We start from the raw sequence: 15,742 nt of genomic DNA, 5'->3' as shown, positions 1-15,742 counted from the left end.
CCTTAATCCCTCCTCCTCCACAACCGCCGCGGGGAAGGCACGATGGACGTCCTGCTCGATAACCTGGACCTCTACGGTCCGTTCTTCCTCACCACGATCAAACTGTTCCTCATTTCGGCCGTGGCGAGCCTGATCTTCGGCACCTTCCTGGCCATGCTGCGGGTGAGCCCGGTCCCGGTGTTCCGCGTGATCGGGACGACGTACGTGACGATCGTGCGCAACACGCCACTGACCCTGGTGTTCGTGTTCTTCGTGTTCGCCTACCCGCTGCTTCAGATCCTCGACCTGAGCTACTTCGTCGCGGCGGTGGTCTCGCTGACGGCCTACACCTCGGCGTTCATCTGCGAGGTCGTCCGCTCCGGGATCAACACGGTCCCGGTCGGTCAGGCCGAAGCCGCCCGCGCACTGGGCCTGAGCTTCACCCAGGTGCTCGGCCAGGTCGTGCTGCCGCAGGCCATCCGCTCAGTGGTGCCGCCGCTGGTGAGCATGCTCATCGCGCTGCTGAAGAACACCACGATCGCCGCCGGGTTCTCCGTGGCCGAGGCCGGCGCGATCCGCCAGTACCTGTCCGAACGCGGCGACAACCAGTTGATCGGCCTGCTGTGGGTCGCCCTCGGCTTCATCATCCTGGTCGCGGTCCTGTCGCTGGTCCAGCGGAGCCTCGAGAAGCGGTGGAGCGTGGCCCGATGAGCAACGTCCTGTTCGACATCCCGGGTCCGAAGGCCCGCGTGCGCTACCGCGCGTTCGCCGTGATCGGCGCGGCAGCGGTGGTGGCGCTGATCGCCTACGTCCTCTACCGCTTCTATGACACCGGGCAGTTCAGTGCCCGGAAGTGGGAGTGGCTGCAGTACGTCCAGGTGCAGACGGACCTGCTCAACGCGCTGCTGGCGACGCTGCGGGCGTTCGCCGTCGGCGCGGTGCTGGCGCTGCTCTTCGGTGCGCTGTTCGCCGCCGGGCGGTTGTCCGACCACAAGGCGATGCGCGGTGTTTCGGTGACGATCGTCGAGTTCTTCCGCGCGATCCCGCTGCTGGTCCTGATGTTCCTGTTCTACTACGGCCTGCCCGCGGCCGGCGTCGCGATGACCCCGTTCCTCGCGGTCGTGCTGGGCCTGACCCTGTACAACGGCTCGGTGCTGGCGGAGGTGTTCCGCGCCGGGATCCTCGCCCTGCCGAAGGGCCAGCGCGAGGCGGCATACGCGCTGGGCATGCGCAAGACGCAGGTGATGACGCTCGTCCTGATCCCGCAGGCGATCCGGTCGATGCTGCCGACCATCATCAGCCAGCTGGTGGTGCTGCTGAAGGACACCGCGCTGGGCTTCCTGGTCACCTATCCCGAGCTGCTGTACTACGCCCGCTACATCGGCTCGCAGGGCCAGTTCAGCCGCCCGATCGTGCCGTCCACCATCGTGGTCGCGGCCATCTACATCACGCTGTGCCTGCTGCTGACCGCAGCGGCGACCTGGCTCGAGCGGCGCAACCGCCGCAGCAAGAAGCGCCTGGCCGCGGTGGGCCCGCAGGCCGAGGAACTCAGCCTGGAAGCCGAAGTCGGCTAGAACCTGCTTTGTCCGCACCGGAAACGGCCGTGAGGGGTCCCCTCACGGCCGTTTCGACTGTGAGGGGACCCCTCACGGCAAAGGTCGGCCACCGGGTGCGGGTCAGTCGGAGCAGAGCCAGTCCAGGACGACGGCGGCGGTCCACGACTGGTCGGTGCTGCCGAGCGGTTCCCCGGTGAACGGCTCGTAGTACTCGCCGAACGAGCCGTCCTCGGTCAGTTTGACCCCGCCGTCGCGCAGCTTGCGGGCGCGCTCGTGCCAGCCGCGCCGTTCGAACGCCCAGCTGAACAACCACACCACCACCGGCCACTGCGGTCCGCGCCAGTACTGCCGGGGGTTGAACCCTGGCCGCATCGGCGAAACCGACGGCGGCACCGGCGCCAGGAGATCCGGATGCCCGCACCAGCGGTCGCTGTCCAGCAGGGACAACAGCTTCAGCTGCACCTCGTCCGGCGCCCCGCCGCACAGCAGGGCCGAAAACCCGGCGACGGTCTGCGTGTCGAGCCAGCGGTTGGCCCGCAGGTCCCGGTCCCGCGCCAGGCCCGACACGGAATGGCAGCTGCCCGCCACCGCGGCTCGCGCGTTGTCCGCCCATTCCTGGAGGTCGGCGATCTCCTCGGGCTCCTGCCCGAACTCCTTGCCGAGCTCCACCAGCACGTCGCAGGCCACCGCGAACAGCGCGGTGATGAACACGTCGCCGACCAGGAAGCTCGAATTCCGGACGATCTTGCGCTGGTCGTAGCCCGCCCGGCGCATCTCCTCGATCAGCCACAGGTACCGGTCGTACTCGCGGTCGCTCGGCCGTTCGCTCGGGTCACCGACGATGCGGACGTCCTTGCGCACGTACGGCGGCAGCCCGGTGCCCGGCTGCACCGCCGCATACGGCAGGTCCCAGCGCGGGGAATTGTCCATTCCGGACTCCCAGCCGTGCACGATCGCGATGAGCCCGCTGGAACCGGGCGTACGGTACTCGACGAGCCAGCGGTGCCAGGCGTAGAGCGAAGGCCAGATGTCGCGGACGAACCGTTCGGCGTCGGCCCGGTCGGCGGGTGAGGACCGGCGGCCGATCTCGAGCACCCGCTGCACCGCGATCGCGTGCACGGGCGGCTGGCAGATCCCGGAGGTCCGCACGTGCTGCGGCCCGTCGTGCGCCACCTCGGTACCCCACCGGTCGGGGCCGGGGAAGTAGGCGTCGTTCTCGGTGAACACGATGTGGGGCACCATTCCGTTGCGCCACTGGGCGCGGAACAGCGTCTGCAGCTCCGAGATGGCGCGCTGCACGTCGAGGCGGGCCAGGCCGATGGAGATGAACGCCGCGTCCCAGCTCCACATGTGCGGATAGAGCCGCGGTGCGGCGGTGATGACGGCTCCGGTGTCGTTGTCCCGCAACACCCGTGCGGCACGCGCGGCCAGCGCGGGCTCGGGGTAGCGGACCGGCCGTCTATCGCCGGGGGCGCCCTCCGTCGTGCTTGTGGCGTCCACCGTCATTCCTTCGCCTCCAAGGCCAGCTGCGTTTCGGGGTCGTACCAGCGGCACTGTTCCGGCGGCAGCCGCAGCCACAACCGCTCGCCGGGGTCCGCGCGGAAACCGGCGGAGGCGCTGACCTTCAGCGTCTGCCCGCACAGTTTCGTGGTGAGCAGGGTCGAGGAGCCCAGTGGTTCGAAGACCTCCACGGCGACCTCCACGGCACCGTCCGGACCCGTCCGGCCGGGTTCCACGGCGATCGCCTCGGGACGGATCCCGAGCCTGAGTTCCTTCCCGCGGTAGCTCGCCAGTGCCCGCGGGAGCGGCAGGGACTGCCCGCCGAAGTCGATATGGAGGCTTTCGCCTTCGCCGCCCGCCAACCCGGTCAGGAAGTTCATCGGCGGGCTTCCGAGGAAGCCTCCGACGAACTCGTCGGCCGGATGCGAGTAGACCTCGACGGGGGTACCGCACTGGACTATTCGGCCCTCCCGCATGACGGCGACCCGGTCTCCCAGCGAAAGCGCCTCGACCTGGTCGTGCGTCACGTAGATCGTCGTGGTGCCGAGTTCGGAGACCAGCTTCTTCAGCTCGGCACGGAACGACAGCCGCAGCAGGGCGTCCAGGTTGGACAACGGCTCGTCCATCAGCAGCACGTCGGCGTCGACCACGATCGCGCGGGCCACCGCCACCCGCTGCCGCTGGCCGCCGGACAGCTTCGCCGGGAGCCGGTCCAGGTAGGGGGTCAGCTCCAGCAGTTCCGCGGCCCATTCCACTTTACGACGTACAACGCCGGCGGGGACGCCGCGCATCCGGAGACCGAAACCGATGTTGTCGAAAACACGTTTGTGCGGGAAAACCGCGTACGACTGGAACACCATGGACAGGTTCCGGCGGCGGGGTTCGAGGTAGGTGACGTCCCGCCCGCCGATCACCACCTGTCCGGCGTCGGGCAGTTCCAGGCCCGCCAGCATCCGCAGCAGCGTGGTCTTGCCGCAGCCGGAAGGCCCGAGCAGCACCATGAACTCGCCGTCCGGGATGTGCAGGGACACCCCGTCCGTGGCCCTTTTGTCCCCGCCCGGGTAGGTCTTCACGAGCTCGTGCAGCACCACTTCACTCATCGCAGTGTCGTCCCCCACATGTTCACCAGGTACCGGCGCATCACGAAGATGAACACCAGCGCGGGCAGGATCAGCGCGAAGCCACCGGCGAACCGGTACGCCTGCGGGGCCTCTCCCAGCGAAGCAAGCACCTGGGCGGGCAGCGTGCGGTGGCCAAGGGTGATCACGGCGGCACCGAGGATTTCGTTCCACGACAGCACGAAGGTGAAGATGGCCGCCGCGGCGAGACCGGGCAGCGCGAGGGGCACCACCACGCGGCGCGCGGCCTCGAAGCGGCCGCACCCGAACACCCGTGCCGCCTCCTCCACGTCGGTGGGCACCGCCACGAACACGCTCGCGCTGATCAGCACCGTGGTCGGCATCGCCAGTGTGGTGTGCAACAACGTGACGGCGAACACCGTGTCGTAGACACCGAAACCGAGGAACAGGGTGGCCAGCGGCACCGACAGCACCACGATCGGCAGCGCACGGGCCAGCAGCATGAACAGCTGGTAGGAATCCTTGCCGCGGAAGGTGTGGCGGGCCAGCGCGTAACCGGCGGGGGCGCCGACGACCAGGGACAGCACCACCGTGTACACCCCGGCGAGCAGGGAGTTGCCCAGCGCCGGAATGGTGCCGGTCGCCTCGACGAAGGCGAGCAGCGTGTCGGCGGAGAAGCCGCTCGGAATCAGCCCGCGCGGGAACTCCAGCAACGCGGCGGGCGAGGAGACCGCGGTCAGCCCGATCAGCACGATCGGCAGCGCCATGAACACGGTGATGACGATGCAGGCCACCTGCACGGCGACGGCCCGGCGGCGACGGCGTCGCAACGGCGCCAGGTCGATCTCGGGAAGGTCCGCGATCATCGGGCCTCCTGTGTCCTGCGGGACACCCGCACCCGGTCCGGACGGTCGGGATGCCGCATGGTCCGCAGGTACAACACCGCGGTCAGCAGCGAAAGCGCCAGCACCACCAGCGCGGCCGCACTGGCCACCGGCGGGTTCTGCAGGTTCACGTACCACTGGTAGGTCTCCCCCATCAGCAGCGGGAAGTCGCGGCCGGTCAGCGCCTGGGCGACGGCGAAGGCCTGCAACGCGAGAATCGTGCGCAGGATGAGCGCGACCTGCAGGCTGGGCCTCAGCTGCGGGAGTGTCACGTGCCACAGCCGCTGCCGGAAGGAGGCGCCGAAAACCTGCGCCGCCTCGTCGTAGTCCCGGGGGATCAGCTGCATGCCCGCCACCACGATCACGAACACCAGCGAGGTCGCCCGCCACACCTCGGCGACGGCCACGGCGAGCAGCATGGTTCCGGTGTTGGTGTAGCTCAGCCACTGCACCCCGGTGTCGGACAGACCCCACGACACGAGCAGCGAGTTCAGATACCCGTGGCTGTCGAACACCGACAGCCACACCAGCCCGGCGGCCAGTTCCGAGACCGCGAGCGGGACGGTCCACAGGTAGAAATGCCCGGACAGCCAGCGCGGCCGGGCCTGCGCCAGCAGGGACATCGCCACCGCGAGCACGAGTTGCACCGGGACCACGACCACGATCAGCAGCAGTGTGTTGCGCAGCGCACGCAGGAAGTACGGGTCGCCGAAGAGCCGCCGCCAGGCGGCGAGGCCGAACCGGCCGCCGTCGTCGAAGGCGGTGATCACGCCCTGGACCAGCGGCCAGCCGAACAGCAGCACCATGAACAGGATCGAGGGCAGGAGCAGCAGCCAGGGGCCGGTCCTGAAACGGGACGCGGCGCCGGCGGTCGCCCTCTCGGTGGAGACGGTCGTCATCACGCCACCTCGCAACGCGCGGCCGGGGGATCGGGTGCCCAGCAGGGCACCTTCAGCTCGTCGAAGACCTTCTGCAGCACGGCCGCCTGTTTGTCCAGTGTGGACCGGATGTCGGCGCCGCCGAGGACGATCGCCTGGAAGCTGTCCTTGAACGCCTTGGTCACCTCGCCCTCCCGGGTACCGAGGCCGACCGGCAGCAGCGACAGGATGCTGCCCGCCGCGTCACGCTGCCTGCGCACCGCGTCCGCCTCCAGCTGCAGCGCGGGCGGCAGGTCCGGCGGGATCGCGGTGGCCACGACCGGGAAGAAACCGTTGGAGCGCAACAGCTCCACCTGCGCGTGCGGCACGGACAACGCCCGGATCACCCGCTCGGCGAGCCGCCGGTCGGTGCTGCCCTTCGGGATCGCCAGCCCGAGCACCACCGCCATGTAGCCCAGCCCGCGCGGTCCGCGCGGCGCGGGCAGCATCCGCCAGGCGGCGGGGTCCCGCCCGGGCGCGTCGATCAGCCGGGCCACGTGGTCCCAGCCGATGCTCACCTCACCGCGGGCCAGCGGCTCCTGCATGAAGTCGTAGTTGGTGCTCGCCGGGGCGCAGTTGGCCCACAGCTCGCGCAGGTACTGCCAGGCGGTCACCGCGGCGTCCGAGCGGAACGTGGTGATCTGCCCGCCGGTGAAGGAGGGCAGCAGGTAACCCTGCAGGAACCGGTGGATCAGCCCCTTGGGACCGCACGGCAGGCCCAGTACCGGCCTGCCCAGGGCGCGGCGGGCGGCGATCGCCCAGTCCAGCAGCTGGTCGTAGGTGAGCGTCTCGGGATCGGCGCCCGGGGGGAGGTGCTCGAGCGCGTCGGCGTGCGCGGCCAGCACGAAACTCGCCTGCGCCCACGGGACGTACCAGGTCTGCGCGGTACCGGCCTTGGCGAGTGTGAGGTACTCGGCGGGCCAGCCCCGGTCGCCGAGCCCGGCCAGGACGCCCGAGACGTCTTCGAGGTAGCGGCCCGCCAAGGGGGCGAGGTCGCTGTGCGATCCGCCCAGCAGGCCGACCTGCGTGCGCCCGGCGGCCACCTGGCTTTGCACCTGGCTGGCGAACGGCCCCTCTTCGATGGTGACGTAACTCACCGCGCCCGTGACCGTCCTGGCCAGGAAGGCGCGGAAGCGCTCGGCCTCGGCGACGGGACGGAACTGGGTGGACAGGAACACCATCCCGCCCGCGCCGGTGGTGGAGAACCCGACGCAGCCGGTGGCGAGGGAGGCCGCGCCCGCGACGAAGAAACCCTGGAGCACCGCGCGGCGGGTCGGGCCGCTGCCGGGCAGGCGGGCCGCGCGCATCCGGTCACTCCGATTCGGGAGAGGTTAGACTTCTGTCAGGTCACTGAACATAAGTCTACGCCGGAGACACTGTCAACATGCGCGCCCCACGGTCCGGACCAGCCACCTCGCCCGGGCACGTCCTGGCCGTGCTGCGGGCCGAGGGCCCGCTCACGCGGCAGGAGTTGCAGGACCGCGTCGGCCTCTCGCGGGCCACCCTGGTGGAGCGCCTCGACCTGCTGCAACGCCTGAGCCTGCTCCGGCAGACGGGCCATCGCGCCTCCAGCGGCGGCAGGCCAGCCGAGATGCTCGCCGCCAACGACATCGGCCGCACCGCGCTCGTCGCCGACGTCGGGCAGCGGCACGCCACGATCGCCGTGGTGGATCTGCGCGGCACCGTGTTCGCCCAGGTCCACCGGCCGCTCCCGGTCCGGCACCTGCCCGGGGAGACACTGCCGTACCTGCTGGACACCGGGCGGCGGCTGCTCGCCGAGACCGGCCGCGCGGACAGTCTGTGCGCGTTCGGGTTGAGCGTGCCGGGCCAGATCGACCACGAGCAGGGCACCACGCTCGCGCCGCCCACCATGCCGGAGTGGCGCGGGATCCGGCTGCGGGAACCGTTCGCCGACACCCTGTCCGTGCCGGTGTTCCTGGAAAACGACGCGAACGCGCTGGCCTTCGGCGCCTACTGCGATCTCGGCCGCCCCGACGCCGCACTGGTGGGGGTGAAGGTGGGCACGGGCATCGGCGCCGGGCTGGTCATCTCCGGCCGCACCCACCGCGGGGAGACCTCCTCGGCGGGTGAGATCGGCCATATCCGGATCGAAGGCAACGACCAGCGCTGCGACTGCGGCAGGCGGGGCTGCGTCTCGGCCATCGCGAGCGGGCAGGCGGTGATCCGGCAGTTGCGGCCCACCGGCGTCCGCACCGCGGAGGACGTGGTGCGCCGGGTCCGTGCGGGCCATCCGGAGGCGGTCGGGGTGACCGCCGCGGCGGGACGGCTGGTCGGGGCCGTCCTGGCCACCGTGGTCACCATCGTCAACCCTCGCTACCTCCGGGTGGGCGGCGCGATCGGCGTGCTGCCGCCGTTCCTCGACGGCCTGCGGGAGACCGTGCTGGCCAACGCGCACACCAGCGCCCGCGACGGGGTGGACGTCGGCCCGTGTGTCGTCGGTTCGAACACCACGCTGGCCGGCCTCGCGGGCCTGGTCGCCGACGAGATGCTCTCCCCGGCGGCAGTGGACGCGCTCGCCCACCTCTGAACACCGCCCGGTCAGCCCTGGCCGGATGCGGTCGCGAAGCGCCGGACGCGCGGTGTGGTGGCGGCGATCGCGACGATCGCCGCCACACACAGCAGGCCACCGCCGACCAGTGCGGCCGGACCGGAAGTGGCACTGGCGACGAGACCGGCCCGCAGGTTGCCCACATCCGGCCCCGCCTGCCCGACGATCTGCTCGGCGGCACCGACGCGACCGCGCAACGCGTCGGGCGTGGCCAGTTGCACGATCGCGCCGCGCGAAACCACCGAGACCGTGTCGGCCGCCCCGGCCAGTACCAGGAAGGCCAGCCCCAGCCAGGGATCCGCGGCCAGTCCGAAGGCGGCCAGCGCCACTCCCCACACCCCCGCGGCGCTCAGCATGACCAGTCCCGGCCGCGAAAACCGGGTGAACGCTCCGGAGAACGCCGACGCGAGCAGGCCGCCGACCGCGATGGCCGACAGGAAAAGCCCGAGCGTGCGCGGGTTGTCCCCGAACCGCACCGTGTTGATCAGCGGGAAGAGGCTGATCGGCATCGCCAGCACGGTCGCGGCCAGATCGGTCAGCAGCGCCCCGCGCACCACCGGATCGCGCACGAGGAACGCCAGCCCGTCCGCGACGCCGAGCAGGCCCGGTCGCGGCGGCTCTCCCTCCGCTCGCATCGGCGGAAGCCCGAAAGCCCCGTAGAAGGCCAGCCCGAAGGTGATCGCGTCGATCAGGTAGCAGCCACCGACCCCGGTCCAGCCCAGCAGCAGCCCGGCCAGCGCGGGACCGAGCAGCATGGCCGCCTGGAAGGAGATCTGGGTCAGCGCGAGCCCGGCCGCCAGTTGCGCCCCCGGCAACAGGCGCGGGACGAAGGTCCGGGAGGCCGGGCCGCCCACCGCCACGAAGCTCGACTGCACCGCGACCAGCACCAGCACCCCGGACACCGGGAGATGTCCGAAAAACCCTTGCACCGCCAGCAGAATCGAACACACGCACTGCCCGGTGACCGCGATCAGGTAGATCCGGCGCCGGTCCCCGTGGTCCACGACGGTTCCCGCGAACAACCCGAAGACGATGATCGGCAGGGCCTGCGCCAGGCCGGCGGCGCCGGTCCAGACGGTGCTGCCGGTCATCCGCCAGACCTGGAACATCACCGCGACCAGGGTCATCTGGCCGCCGAAGCCGGACAGCGTGCGGCCGATCCAGAGCCGCCGGAAGGCCGGTGACATCCGCAGCGGCGTCACGTCGAGCAAGGCGGCTCTCATCGCCATGCCGGGTCCTCCGCGAGCTTCTCCGCGATCCGGTCATGGAAACTCTTGCGCCGCAGGGCTTCTTCGATGTCGGCGACGACCCGCGTGAGCGGGTACGGCAGTTCTGCTTCCAGCTCCTCCACGGCGTCCTCGGTCGCCCGCCACTCCGCCGCGAGCCTGTCCGCGATCCGCGCGGCCTTCGCCGTCAGCACCACCCGTTTGCTGCGGGCATCGGGCCCGGCCATGGTCCGGACCAGTCCGGCCGAGCGCATCGCGGTCACCTTCTGGCTCATCGCGGAATGGGTGCGCTCCACCGATTCGGCCAGTTCGGTGATGGTCATCGGCCCTCGCGCCCGCAGGCGCAGCAATTCCTGCACGAACGACGGTTTGAGCCCTTCGATCCGCGCTTCTCCGTAGATGCGTTCGATGTCGGCGTCCATCGCGTCCAGCAGCCGTTTGAGCGGCCGCCACCGGCCGCGCTCGGTCGGGTCGAGTTCCGCGTCTCCTGCCATCGGGCCACTATAACAGCACTTATATAAGCACTGTTACATCTTTTTTCCGCCCGGAAACCCTCACTTCAGGAGGGATTCGGCGGTATAAACCAAGTCATGAGCGGTCCCGCGATCGACCCGGCAGGATTCCCGAGCGGCCCGGCAGGGCGACGATTCGCCGTGCTCAACGACTCGCCCGTCGGCGAGGGAGGCAACGAGGACCTTCTCGAGGCCACGGCCACCGCGCACAACCTGGCCGATCTGATCCTCGCCTCGCGCGACACCGCGCCGTTCACCCTCGCCATCGACGCGGGCTGGGGCATGGGCAAGAGCAGCCTGCTCCGCCAGCTCGCCAAGGTGTTCGAGGCCGACCCCGCGGTCTCCACCGTCTGGTTCAACGCCTGGACCTCGGAAAAGGCCAGCGCGGTCGAAGGACTGATCAAGTCGGTGCTGCTCAGCTTCGACCGCAACGTGATCCGGCGCAGCGTGCGCGGTGTCCTGCGCCGCACGCACGTGGTCGGCGCGCTGCGTGCCACCGCGCTGGTCACCTCCAGCTTCCTCGGACTCCGCCAGGTGGTCGACGCCGTCTGGGCAGCGCTGGCCGTGGACGCCAAGTCCCGCAACGAGATCCGCGATGTCGTGCGCAGCATGGCCGAAGCCTGGCTGGCCAAGGGCGGCTCCGCGACCGGCCGGCGCCTGCTCGTCGTGTTCATCGACGATCTCGACCGCTGCTCGGACGAGCGGATCGTCGAGGTGTGCGAGGCCATCAAGCTCTACCTCGACGTGCCGGGCCTGGTCTTCGTCCTCGCCTGCGATCAGGCCGTGCTGTGGCAGGCCGTGGGTCGCTCCACCGGGAACGAGACGGTCACCGCCGGGCTCCGCTACCTGGAGAAGATCATCCAGATCAACTACCCGATCCCGCCGCCGAGCTCCTCACTGACGCGACGGCTCGTCGACGGGTACGTGGTCCGTTCCGGTACGGCCCACCTGTTCGACGACGCGATGAAGAAGATGCTGATCGAGCGCACCGGCCGCAATCCGCGCCGGATCAAGCGCGTGATCAACAGCTTCGTGCTCGAACACCACCTCAACCGTGCCTGGGACGAACTGGGCGCCGGAAACCTCGTCAAGATCATCCTGCTGCAGCACTTCTACCCGCAGTTCTACGGCATGCTGCTCAGCTTCGAGACCGCCGACCCGGTCCTGCGCTTCCTGGACTACCACGCCTTCCGGCAGGTGGTGAAGCAGGGCGGCGAGCGGGATTTCGCCGCCTGGCAGCGCCTGTTCACCGAAAGCGGGCTCAAACCACCGGACCAGGACGCCTCGCTGTCCGAACTGGGCGCCCGGATGGCCGAACTCGAACAGGAACTGCCCGTCATCTTCCCGGAACTGGCCACCGACAAGGAATTCGTCTCACTCGTCCACAGCCTGCCCGACTCCACCGGCCAGTGGCGCCGTCTGCTGCGCAAACCGCTGCTCGCCGACGGTCTCGGCCAGCCGGGCGTCGCCCTTCCCCAGGGCGAACCCGACGCGCTGGCCGGCATGCGCGTGCTGTGGATCGACGACCATCCGGAGGAAAAGGACTGGCTGGCCGACCAGATCATCAGCCGGGGCGCGCAGGTGGAACGGGTCACCGACATGCGGGCGGCCGTGGCCGCACTGGCCGGCCTGCAGCCCACCGTGGTGATCTCCGACGTGCGCCGGGGCCGCAACCAGCAAGCCGGTTTCGAGGGCCTCGAGTACCTGCAGGAACACAAGCTGTACGACGGGCCGGTCTACTTCTACGTCGGCCAGGTGACCCCGGCGCGGATCAGCCGCGCCCGCGAACTCGGCGCCGACGGCCTGACCTCCGATCCCCCGCAACTGCTCGCCTGGCTCTTCCAACTGGCCTCCGGCACCCCGCAGCAGGACCGGCAGGACGCCGACTACCGGCCCTTGCGGCGGCGGAACAGGTTCGTGCCCAGCCAGACCAAGGGGTCGTAACGTTTGTCCGCGACCCGCTCCTTCATCGGGATCAGCGCGTTGTCGGTGATGTGGATGCCCTCCGGGCACACCTCCGTACAGCACTTCGTGATGTTGCAGTAGCCGAGGCCGTGCTCGGCCTGCGCGGTCTCCCGCCGATCCGCCACGTCGAGCGGATGCATCTCCAGTTCGGCGATCCGCATCAGGTAGCGGGGGCCCGCGTAGTGCTGCTTGTTGTCCTCGTGGTCCCGGATCACGTGACAGACGTTCTGGCACAGGAAGCATTCGATGCACTTGCGGAACTCCTGCGAGCGCTCGACATCCACCTGCTGCATCCGGTATTCCCCCGGCGCCAGGTCCGGCGGCGGCGCGAACGCCGGGATCTCCCTGGCCTTGGCGTAGTTGAACGACACGTCGGTCACCAGGTCGCGGATCACCGGGAAGGTCCGCATCGGCGTCACCGTGACGACCTCGTTCTCGTCGAAGGTCGACATCCTGGTCATGCACAGCAGGCGGGGCCGTCCGTTCACCTCGGCCGAGCAGGAACCGCACTTGCCCGCCTTGCAGTTCCACCGCACGGCCAGGTCCGAGGCCTGGGTGGCCTGGATCCGGTGCAGGACGTCGAGCACTACCTCACCGTCGTTCACCTCGACCGTGAAATCGTGCAGCTGCCCACCCGCGGCGTCCCCGCGCCACACCCGGAAGCTCGCCTTGTACGTCATGCCGGCCTCCTGTGTTCTGCGGGACACCCGCACCCGGTCGGCCCGCATGACCGGCTCCGCCCATTTTCGATCATGCTGGCCTCCTGTGTTCTGCGGGACACCCGCACCCGGTCGGCCCGCATGATCGGCTCCGCCCATTTTCGATCATGCCGGCCTCCCCGGATGGGAAATGAGCTCATCCGCCGTGTAGTACTTGTCGAGCTCTCCGTAGTCGAAGAGCTCCAGCAGATCCGGTCGCATCGGCTCCTGGTCCTTCGCGGTCACCGTCACGCCCGGTGCCGTCGGGTCGTCGCTCGCCGCGGCGCACACCAGGAGCCGGTTGCGCCACTGGGCGTCCATCTGCGGGTGATCGTCCCGCGTGTGCCCGCCGCGGCTTTCCGTGCGCCTCAGCGCGGCCCGCGCCACGCATTCGCTGACCAGCAGCATGTTCCGTAGGTCGAGTGCCAGATGCCAGCCCGGGTTGAACTGCCGGTGCCCCTCCACGGCGATCCTGCGGATCCGGTGTTTGATCTCGTCGAGCTTCACGAGCGCCTGCTCGATCTCCTCGGCCCGCCGGATGATCCCGACGAGATCGTTCATCGACTGCTGCAACTCGCTGTGCAGGGTGTAGGGATTCTCCTCCACCCCCCGCGAAGGCGGATCGAACGGCGCCACCGCGGTCCTCGCCGCCTCGTCCACATCGGACCGCGCGATGCGCGGCCGTTCAGTCAGCGATTCGACGTAGTCCGCGGCGCCCAGACCGGCCCGGCGCCCGAAGACCAGCAGATCGGACAGCGAGTTGCCGCCCAGCCGGTTCGAACCGTGCATCCCGCCGGAACACTCCCCGGCCGCGAACAGGCCCGGCACCGAGGAGGACGCGGTGTCCGGATCGACCTCGATCCCGCCCATCACGTAATGGCAGGTGGGGCCGACCTCCATCGGCTCCGCGGTGATGTCCACGTCGGCCAGTTCGCGGAACTGGTGGTACATCGAGGGAAGCCGCTTCTTGATCTCCTCCGCGCCGAGCCTGCTCGCGATGTCGAGGTACACCCCGCCGTGCGGGGACCCCCGGCCGGCCTTGACCTCCGTGTTGATCGCCCTCGCCACCTCGTCGCGGGGCAGGAGATCCGGCGTGCGCCGGTTGTTCTCCTGGTCGGTGTACCAGCGGTCGGCCTCTTCCTCGCTTTCGGCGTACTGGCCCTTGAACACCTCGGGTACGTACTCGAACATGAACCGGTCGCCCTGCGAGTTCTTCAGCACGCCGCCGTCCCCGCGCACGCCTTCGGTGACGAGGATCCCCTTCACGCTCGGCGGCCACACCATGCCGGTCGGATGGAACTGGACGAACTCCATGTTGATCAGCGCGGCCCCGGCACGCAGCGCGAGCGCGTGCCCGTCGCCGGTGTACTCCCAGGAGTTCGAGGTGACCTTGAACGACTTGCCGATGCCGCCGGTGGCCAGCACCACCGCGGGCGCCTCGAACAGGACGAACCGGCCGCTCTCCCGCCAGTACCCGAACGCTCCCGCGATCCGGCCCCCGTCCTTCAGCAGCTCGGTGATCGTGCACTCGGCGAACACCTTCAGCTTGGCCTCGTAGTCGCCGAAGGCCCGGAAGTCCTCCTGCTGCAACGAGACGATCTTCTGCTGCATGGTGCGGATCAGCTCGAGCCCCGTCCGGTCGCCCACGTGGGCCAGCCGGGGATAGGTGTGCCCGCCGAAGTTGCGCTGGCTGATCCGGCCGTCCGGAGTCCGGTCGAACAGCGCGCCGTAGGTCTCCAGCTCCCACACCCGGTCCGGCGCCTCCCTGGCGTGCAGTTCGGCCATCCGCCAGTTGTTCAGGAACTTGCCGCCGCGCATGGTGTCACGGAAGTGCACCTGCCAGTTGTCGTGCGGGTTCGCGTTGCCCATCGAGGCCGCGCAGCCGCCCTCGGCCATGACCGTGTGCGCCTTGCCGAACAGCGATTTGCACACGACCGCGACCGAAAGGCCGCGCTGTCTGGCTTCGATGACTGCCCGGAGACCGGCACCCCCGGCACCGATCACCACCACGTCGTAACTGTGCCGTTCGACCTCGGTCATAATCGCGGGCCACCGTTCTTCACTGTCTTCGTTGTCAGTTCACGAATCGCGGGTCGGGGAAGACGCCGCTGGACACCAGCATCACGTAGAGGTCCGTGAGCACCAGCGTCCCCAGCGTGGTCCAGGCCAGTTGCATGTGCCGGACGTTGAGCCTGCTGACCTGCGTCCACAGCCAGTACCGCACCGGATGGCCGGAGAAGTGCTTGAGCCGTCCGCCGGTGATGTGGCGGCAGGAATGGCAGGACAGGGTGTAGGCCCACAGCAGCGCCACGTTGCCGGTCAGGATGATGTTGCCCAGCCCGAAGCCGAAACCACCGGTCCGGCCGTGGAACGCGAGAACCGCGTCGTAGGTGTTGATCAGGGAAACGATCATCGCCACGTAGAAGAAGTAGCGGTGCACGTTCTGGACGATGAGCGGAAGGCGCGTTTCCCCGGTGTATTTCGCGTGCGGCTCGCCCACCGCGCAGGCCGGGGGCGAGAACCACACCGAACGGTAATAGGCCTTCCGGTAGTAGTAGCAGGTCAGCCGGAATCCGAGCAGGAACGGCAGCACCACGAAACCGAGCGGGATGAAACCCGGCAGCGCGCCGATCGGCGTCCCGAAATGGCTGGAGCCGGGCACGCACGAAGTGCTCAGGCAGGGCGAGTAGAACGGCGTGAGGTAGTGGTATTCGGGGACCCAGTAGGCGGTCCGCACGAACGACCGGATCGTCGCGTAGACGACGAAGGCGGCCAGCCCGAGATCGGTGACCAGGGGCGGCAGCCACCAGCGGTCGGTGCGCAGGGTCCGTTCGGCGATCCGGGCCCGCCCGCCCAC

Annotated in this window: 14 protein-coding genes; 4 read left to right on the top strand and 10 right to left on the bottom strand. The window is 69.5% G+C overall.

Features of this window, described 5'->3' with window-relative positions; translation table 11 throughout:
* The first annotated feature begins 42 nt into the window (after positions 1–42).
* Positions 43–690 (top strand): amino acid ABC transporter permease, encoded by a 648-nt coding sequence (locus FNH05_RS14245; protein WP_144588299.1) that lies wholly within the window; start codon positions 43–45, stop codon positions 688–690.
* A complete protein-coding gene (locus FNH05_RS14240; RefSeq protein WP_144588297.1) occupies positions 687–1,553 on the top strand; it encodes an amino acid ABC transporter permease in 867 nt (288 codons plus the stop codon). Before FNH05_RS14245 ends, FNH05_RS14240 begins: the two co-directional genes overlap by 4 nt.
* Positions 1,554–1,655: 102 nt before the next feature.
* Here FNH05_RS14240 and ggh read toward each other — a convergent pair whose 3' ends face one another.
* From ggh to FNH05_RS14215, 5 genes are read right to left on the bottom strand one after another with little or no spacing between them, the layout of a single operon-like run.
* Complete coding sequence (gene ggh, locus FNH05_RS14235; protein WP_144588295.1) at positions 1,656–3,041, bottom strand: glucosylglycerate hydrolase; 1,386 nt, start codon at positions 3,039–3,041, stop codon at positions 1,656–1,658.
* The gene (locus tag FNH05_RS14230) at positions 3,038–4,135 is read right to left on the bottom strand and encodes an ABC transporter ATP-binding protein (protein WP_144588293.1); all 1,098 of its coding nucleotides are present in this window, start codon (positions 4,133–4,135) and stop codon (positions 3,038–3,040) included. The genes ggh and FNH05_RS14230 overlap by 4 nt, the downstream gene beginning before the upstream one ends.
* Positions 4,132–4,980 carry a carbohydrate ABC transporter permease gene (locus FNH05_RS14225; RefSeq protein ID WP_144588291.1) on the bottom strand — a complete coding sequence of 283 codons (849 nt, stop codon included), beginning with the start codon at positions 4,978–4,980 and terminating at the stop codon, positions 4,132–4,134. The genes FNH05_RS14230 and FNH05_RS14225 overlap by 4 nt, the downstream gene beginning before the upstream one ends.
* Entirely contained in the window at positions 4,977–5,897 is a 921-nt protein-coding gene (locus FNH05_RS14220) for a carbohydrate ABC transporter permease (protein WP_144588289.1), read from the bottom strand. Before FNH05_RS14220 ends, FNH05_RS14225 begins: the two co-directional genes overlap by 4 nt.
* A complete protein-coding gene (locus FNH05_RS14215; RefSeq protein WP_144588287.1) occupies positions 5,897–7,222 on the bottom strand; it encodes an extracellular solute-binding protein in 1,326 nt (441 codons plus the stop codon). The genes FNH05_RS14220 and FNH05_RS14215 overlap by 1 nt, the downstream gene beginning before the upstream one ends.
* Positions 7,223–7,299: 77 nt before the next feature.
* Between FNH05_RS14215 and FNH05_RS14210 the strand changes: the two genes are divergently transcribed.
* Positions 7,300–8,463 (top strand): ROK family protein, encoded by a 1,164-nt coding sequence (locus tag FNH05_RS14210; protein WP_144588285.1) that lies wholly within the window; start codon positions 7,300–7,302, stop codon positions 8,461–8,463.
* Between the two features lie 11 nt (positions 8,464–8,474).
* On the opposite strand, the gene FNH05_RS14205 is transcribed toward FNH05_RS14210, so the two are convergent.
* The gene (locus FNH05_RS14205) at positions 8,475–9,713 is read right to left on the bottom strand and encodes an MFS transporter (protein WP_144588283.1); all 1,239 of its coding nucleotides are present in this window, start codon (positions 9,711–9,713) and stop codon (positions 8,475–8,477) included.
* The gene (locus FNH05_RS14200) at positions 9,704–10,204 is read right to left on the bottom strand and encodes a MarR family winged helix-turn-helix transcriptional regulator (RefSeq protein ID WP_222426613.1); all 501 of its coding nucleotides are present in this window, start codon (positions 10,202–10,204) and stop codon (positions 9,704–9,706) included. Before FNH05_RS14200 ends, FNH05_RS14205 begins: the two co-directional genes overlap by 10 nt.
* Before the next feature lie 96 nt (positions 10,205–10,300).
* Here FNH05_RS14200 and FNH05_RS14195 point away from each other — a divergent pair, with 96 nt between their 5' ends.
* Complete coding sequence (locus FNH05_RS14195; protein WP_144588281.1) at positions 10,301–12,166, top strand: P-loop NTPase fold protein; 1,866 nt, start codon at positions 10,301–10,303, stop codon at positions 12,164–12,166.
* Here FNH05_RS14195 and FNH05_RS14190 read toward each other — a convergent pair.
* From FNH05_RS14190 to FNH05_RS14180, 3 genes are all read right to left on the bottom strand, one after another.
* Positions 12,109–12,867, bottom strand: a complete 759-nt coding sequence (locus tag FNH05_RS14190) for a succinate dehydrogenase/fumarate reductase iron-sulfur subunit (protein WP_144588279.1) — start codon at positions 12,865–12,867, stop codon at positions 12,109–12,111. The two genes, FNH05_RS14195 and FNH05_RS14190, sit on opposite strands and share 58 nt — an antisense overlap.
* 144 nt (positions 12,868–13,011) lie before the next feature.
* A complete protein-coding gene (locus tag FNH05_RS14185) occupies positions 13,012–14,925 on the bottom strand; it encodes a fumarate reductase/succinate dehydrogenase flavoprotein subunit (RefSeq protein ID WP_144588277.1) in 1,914 nt (637 codons plus the stop codon).
* Between the two features lie 34 nt (positions 14,926–14,959).
* A complete protein-coding gene (locus tag FNH05_RS14180; protein ID WP_144588275.1) occupies positions 14,960–15,742 on the bottom strand; it encodes a hypothetical protein in 783 nt (260 codons plus the stop codon).

It is taken from the genome of Amycolatopsis rhizosphaerae, assembly GCF_007713715.1.
GTDB classification, from domain to species: domain Bacteria; phylum Actinomycetota; class Actinomycetes; order Mycobacteriales; family Pseudonocardiaceae; genus Amycolatopsis_E; species Amycolatopsis_E rhizosphaerae.
The sequence above is the reverse complement of the archived record's forward strand: the minus strand, read 5'-3'. Positions and strand labels throughout refer to the sequence as shown.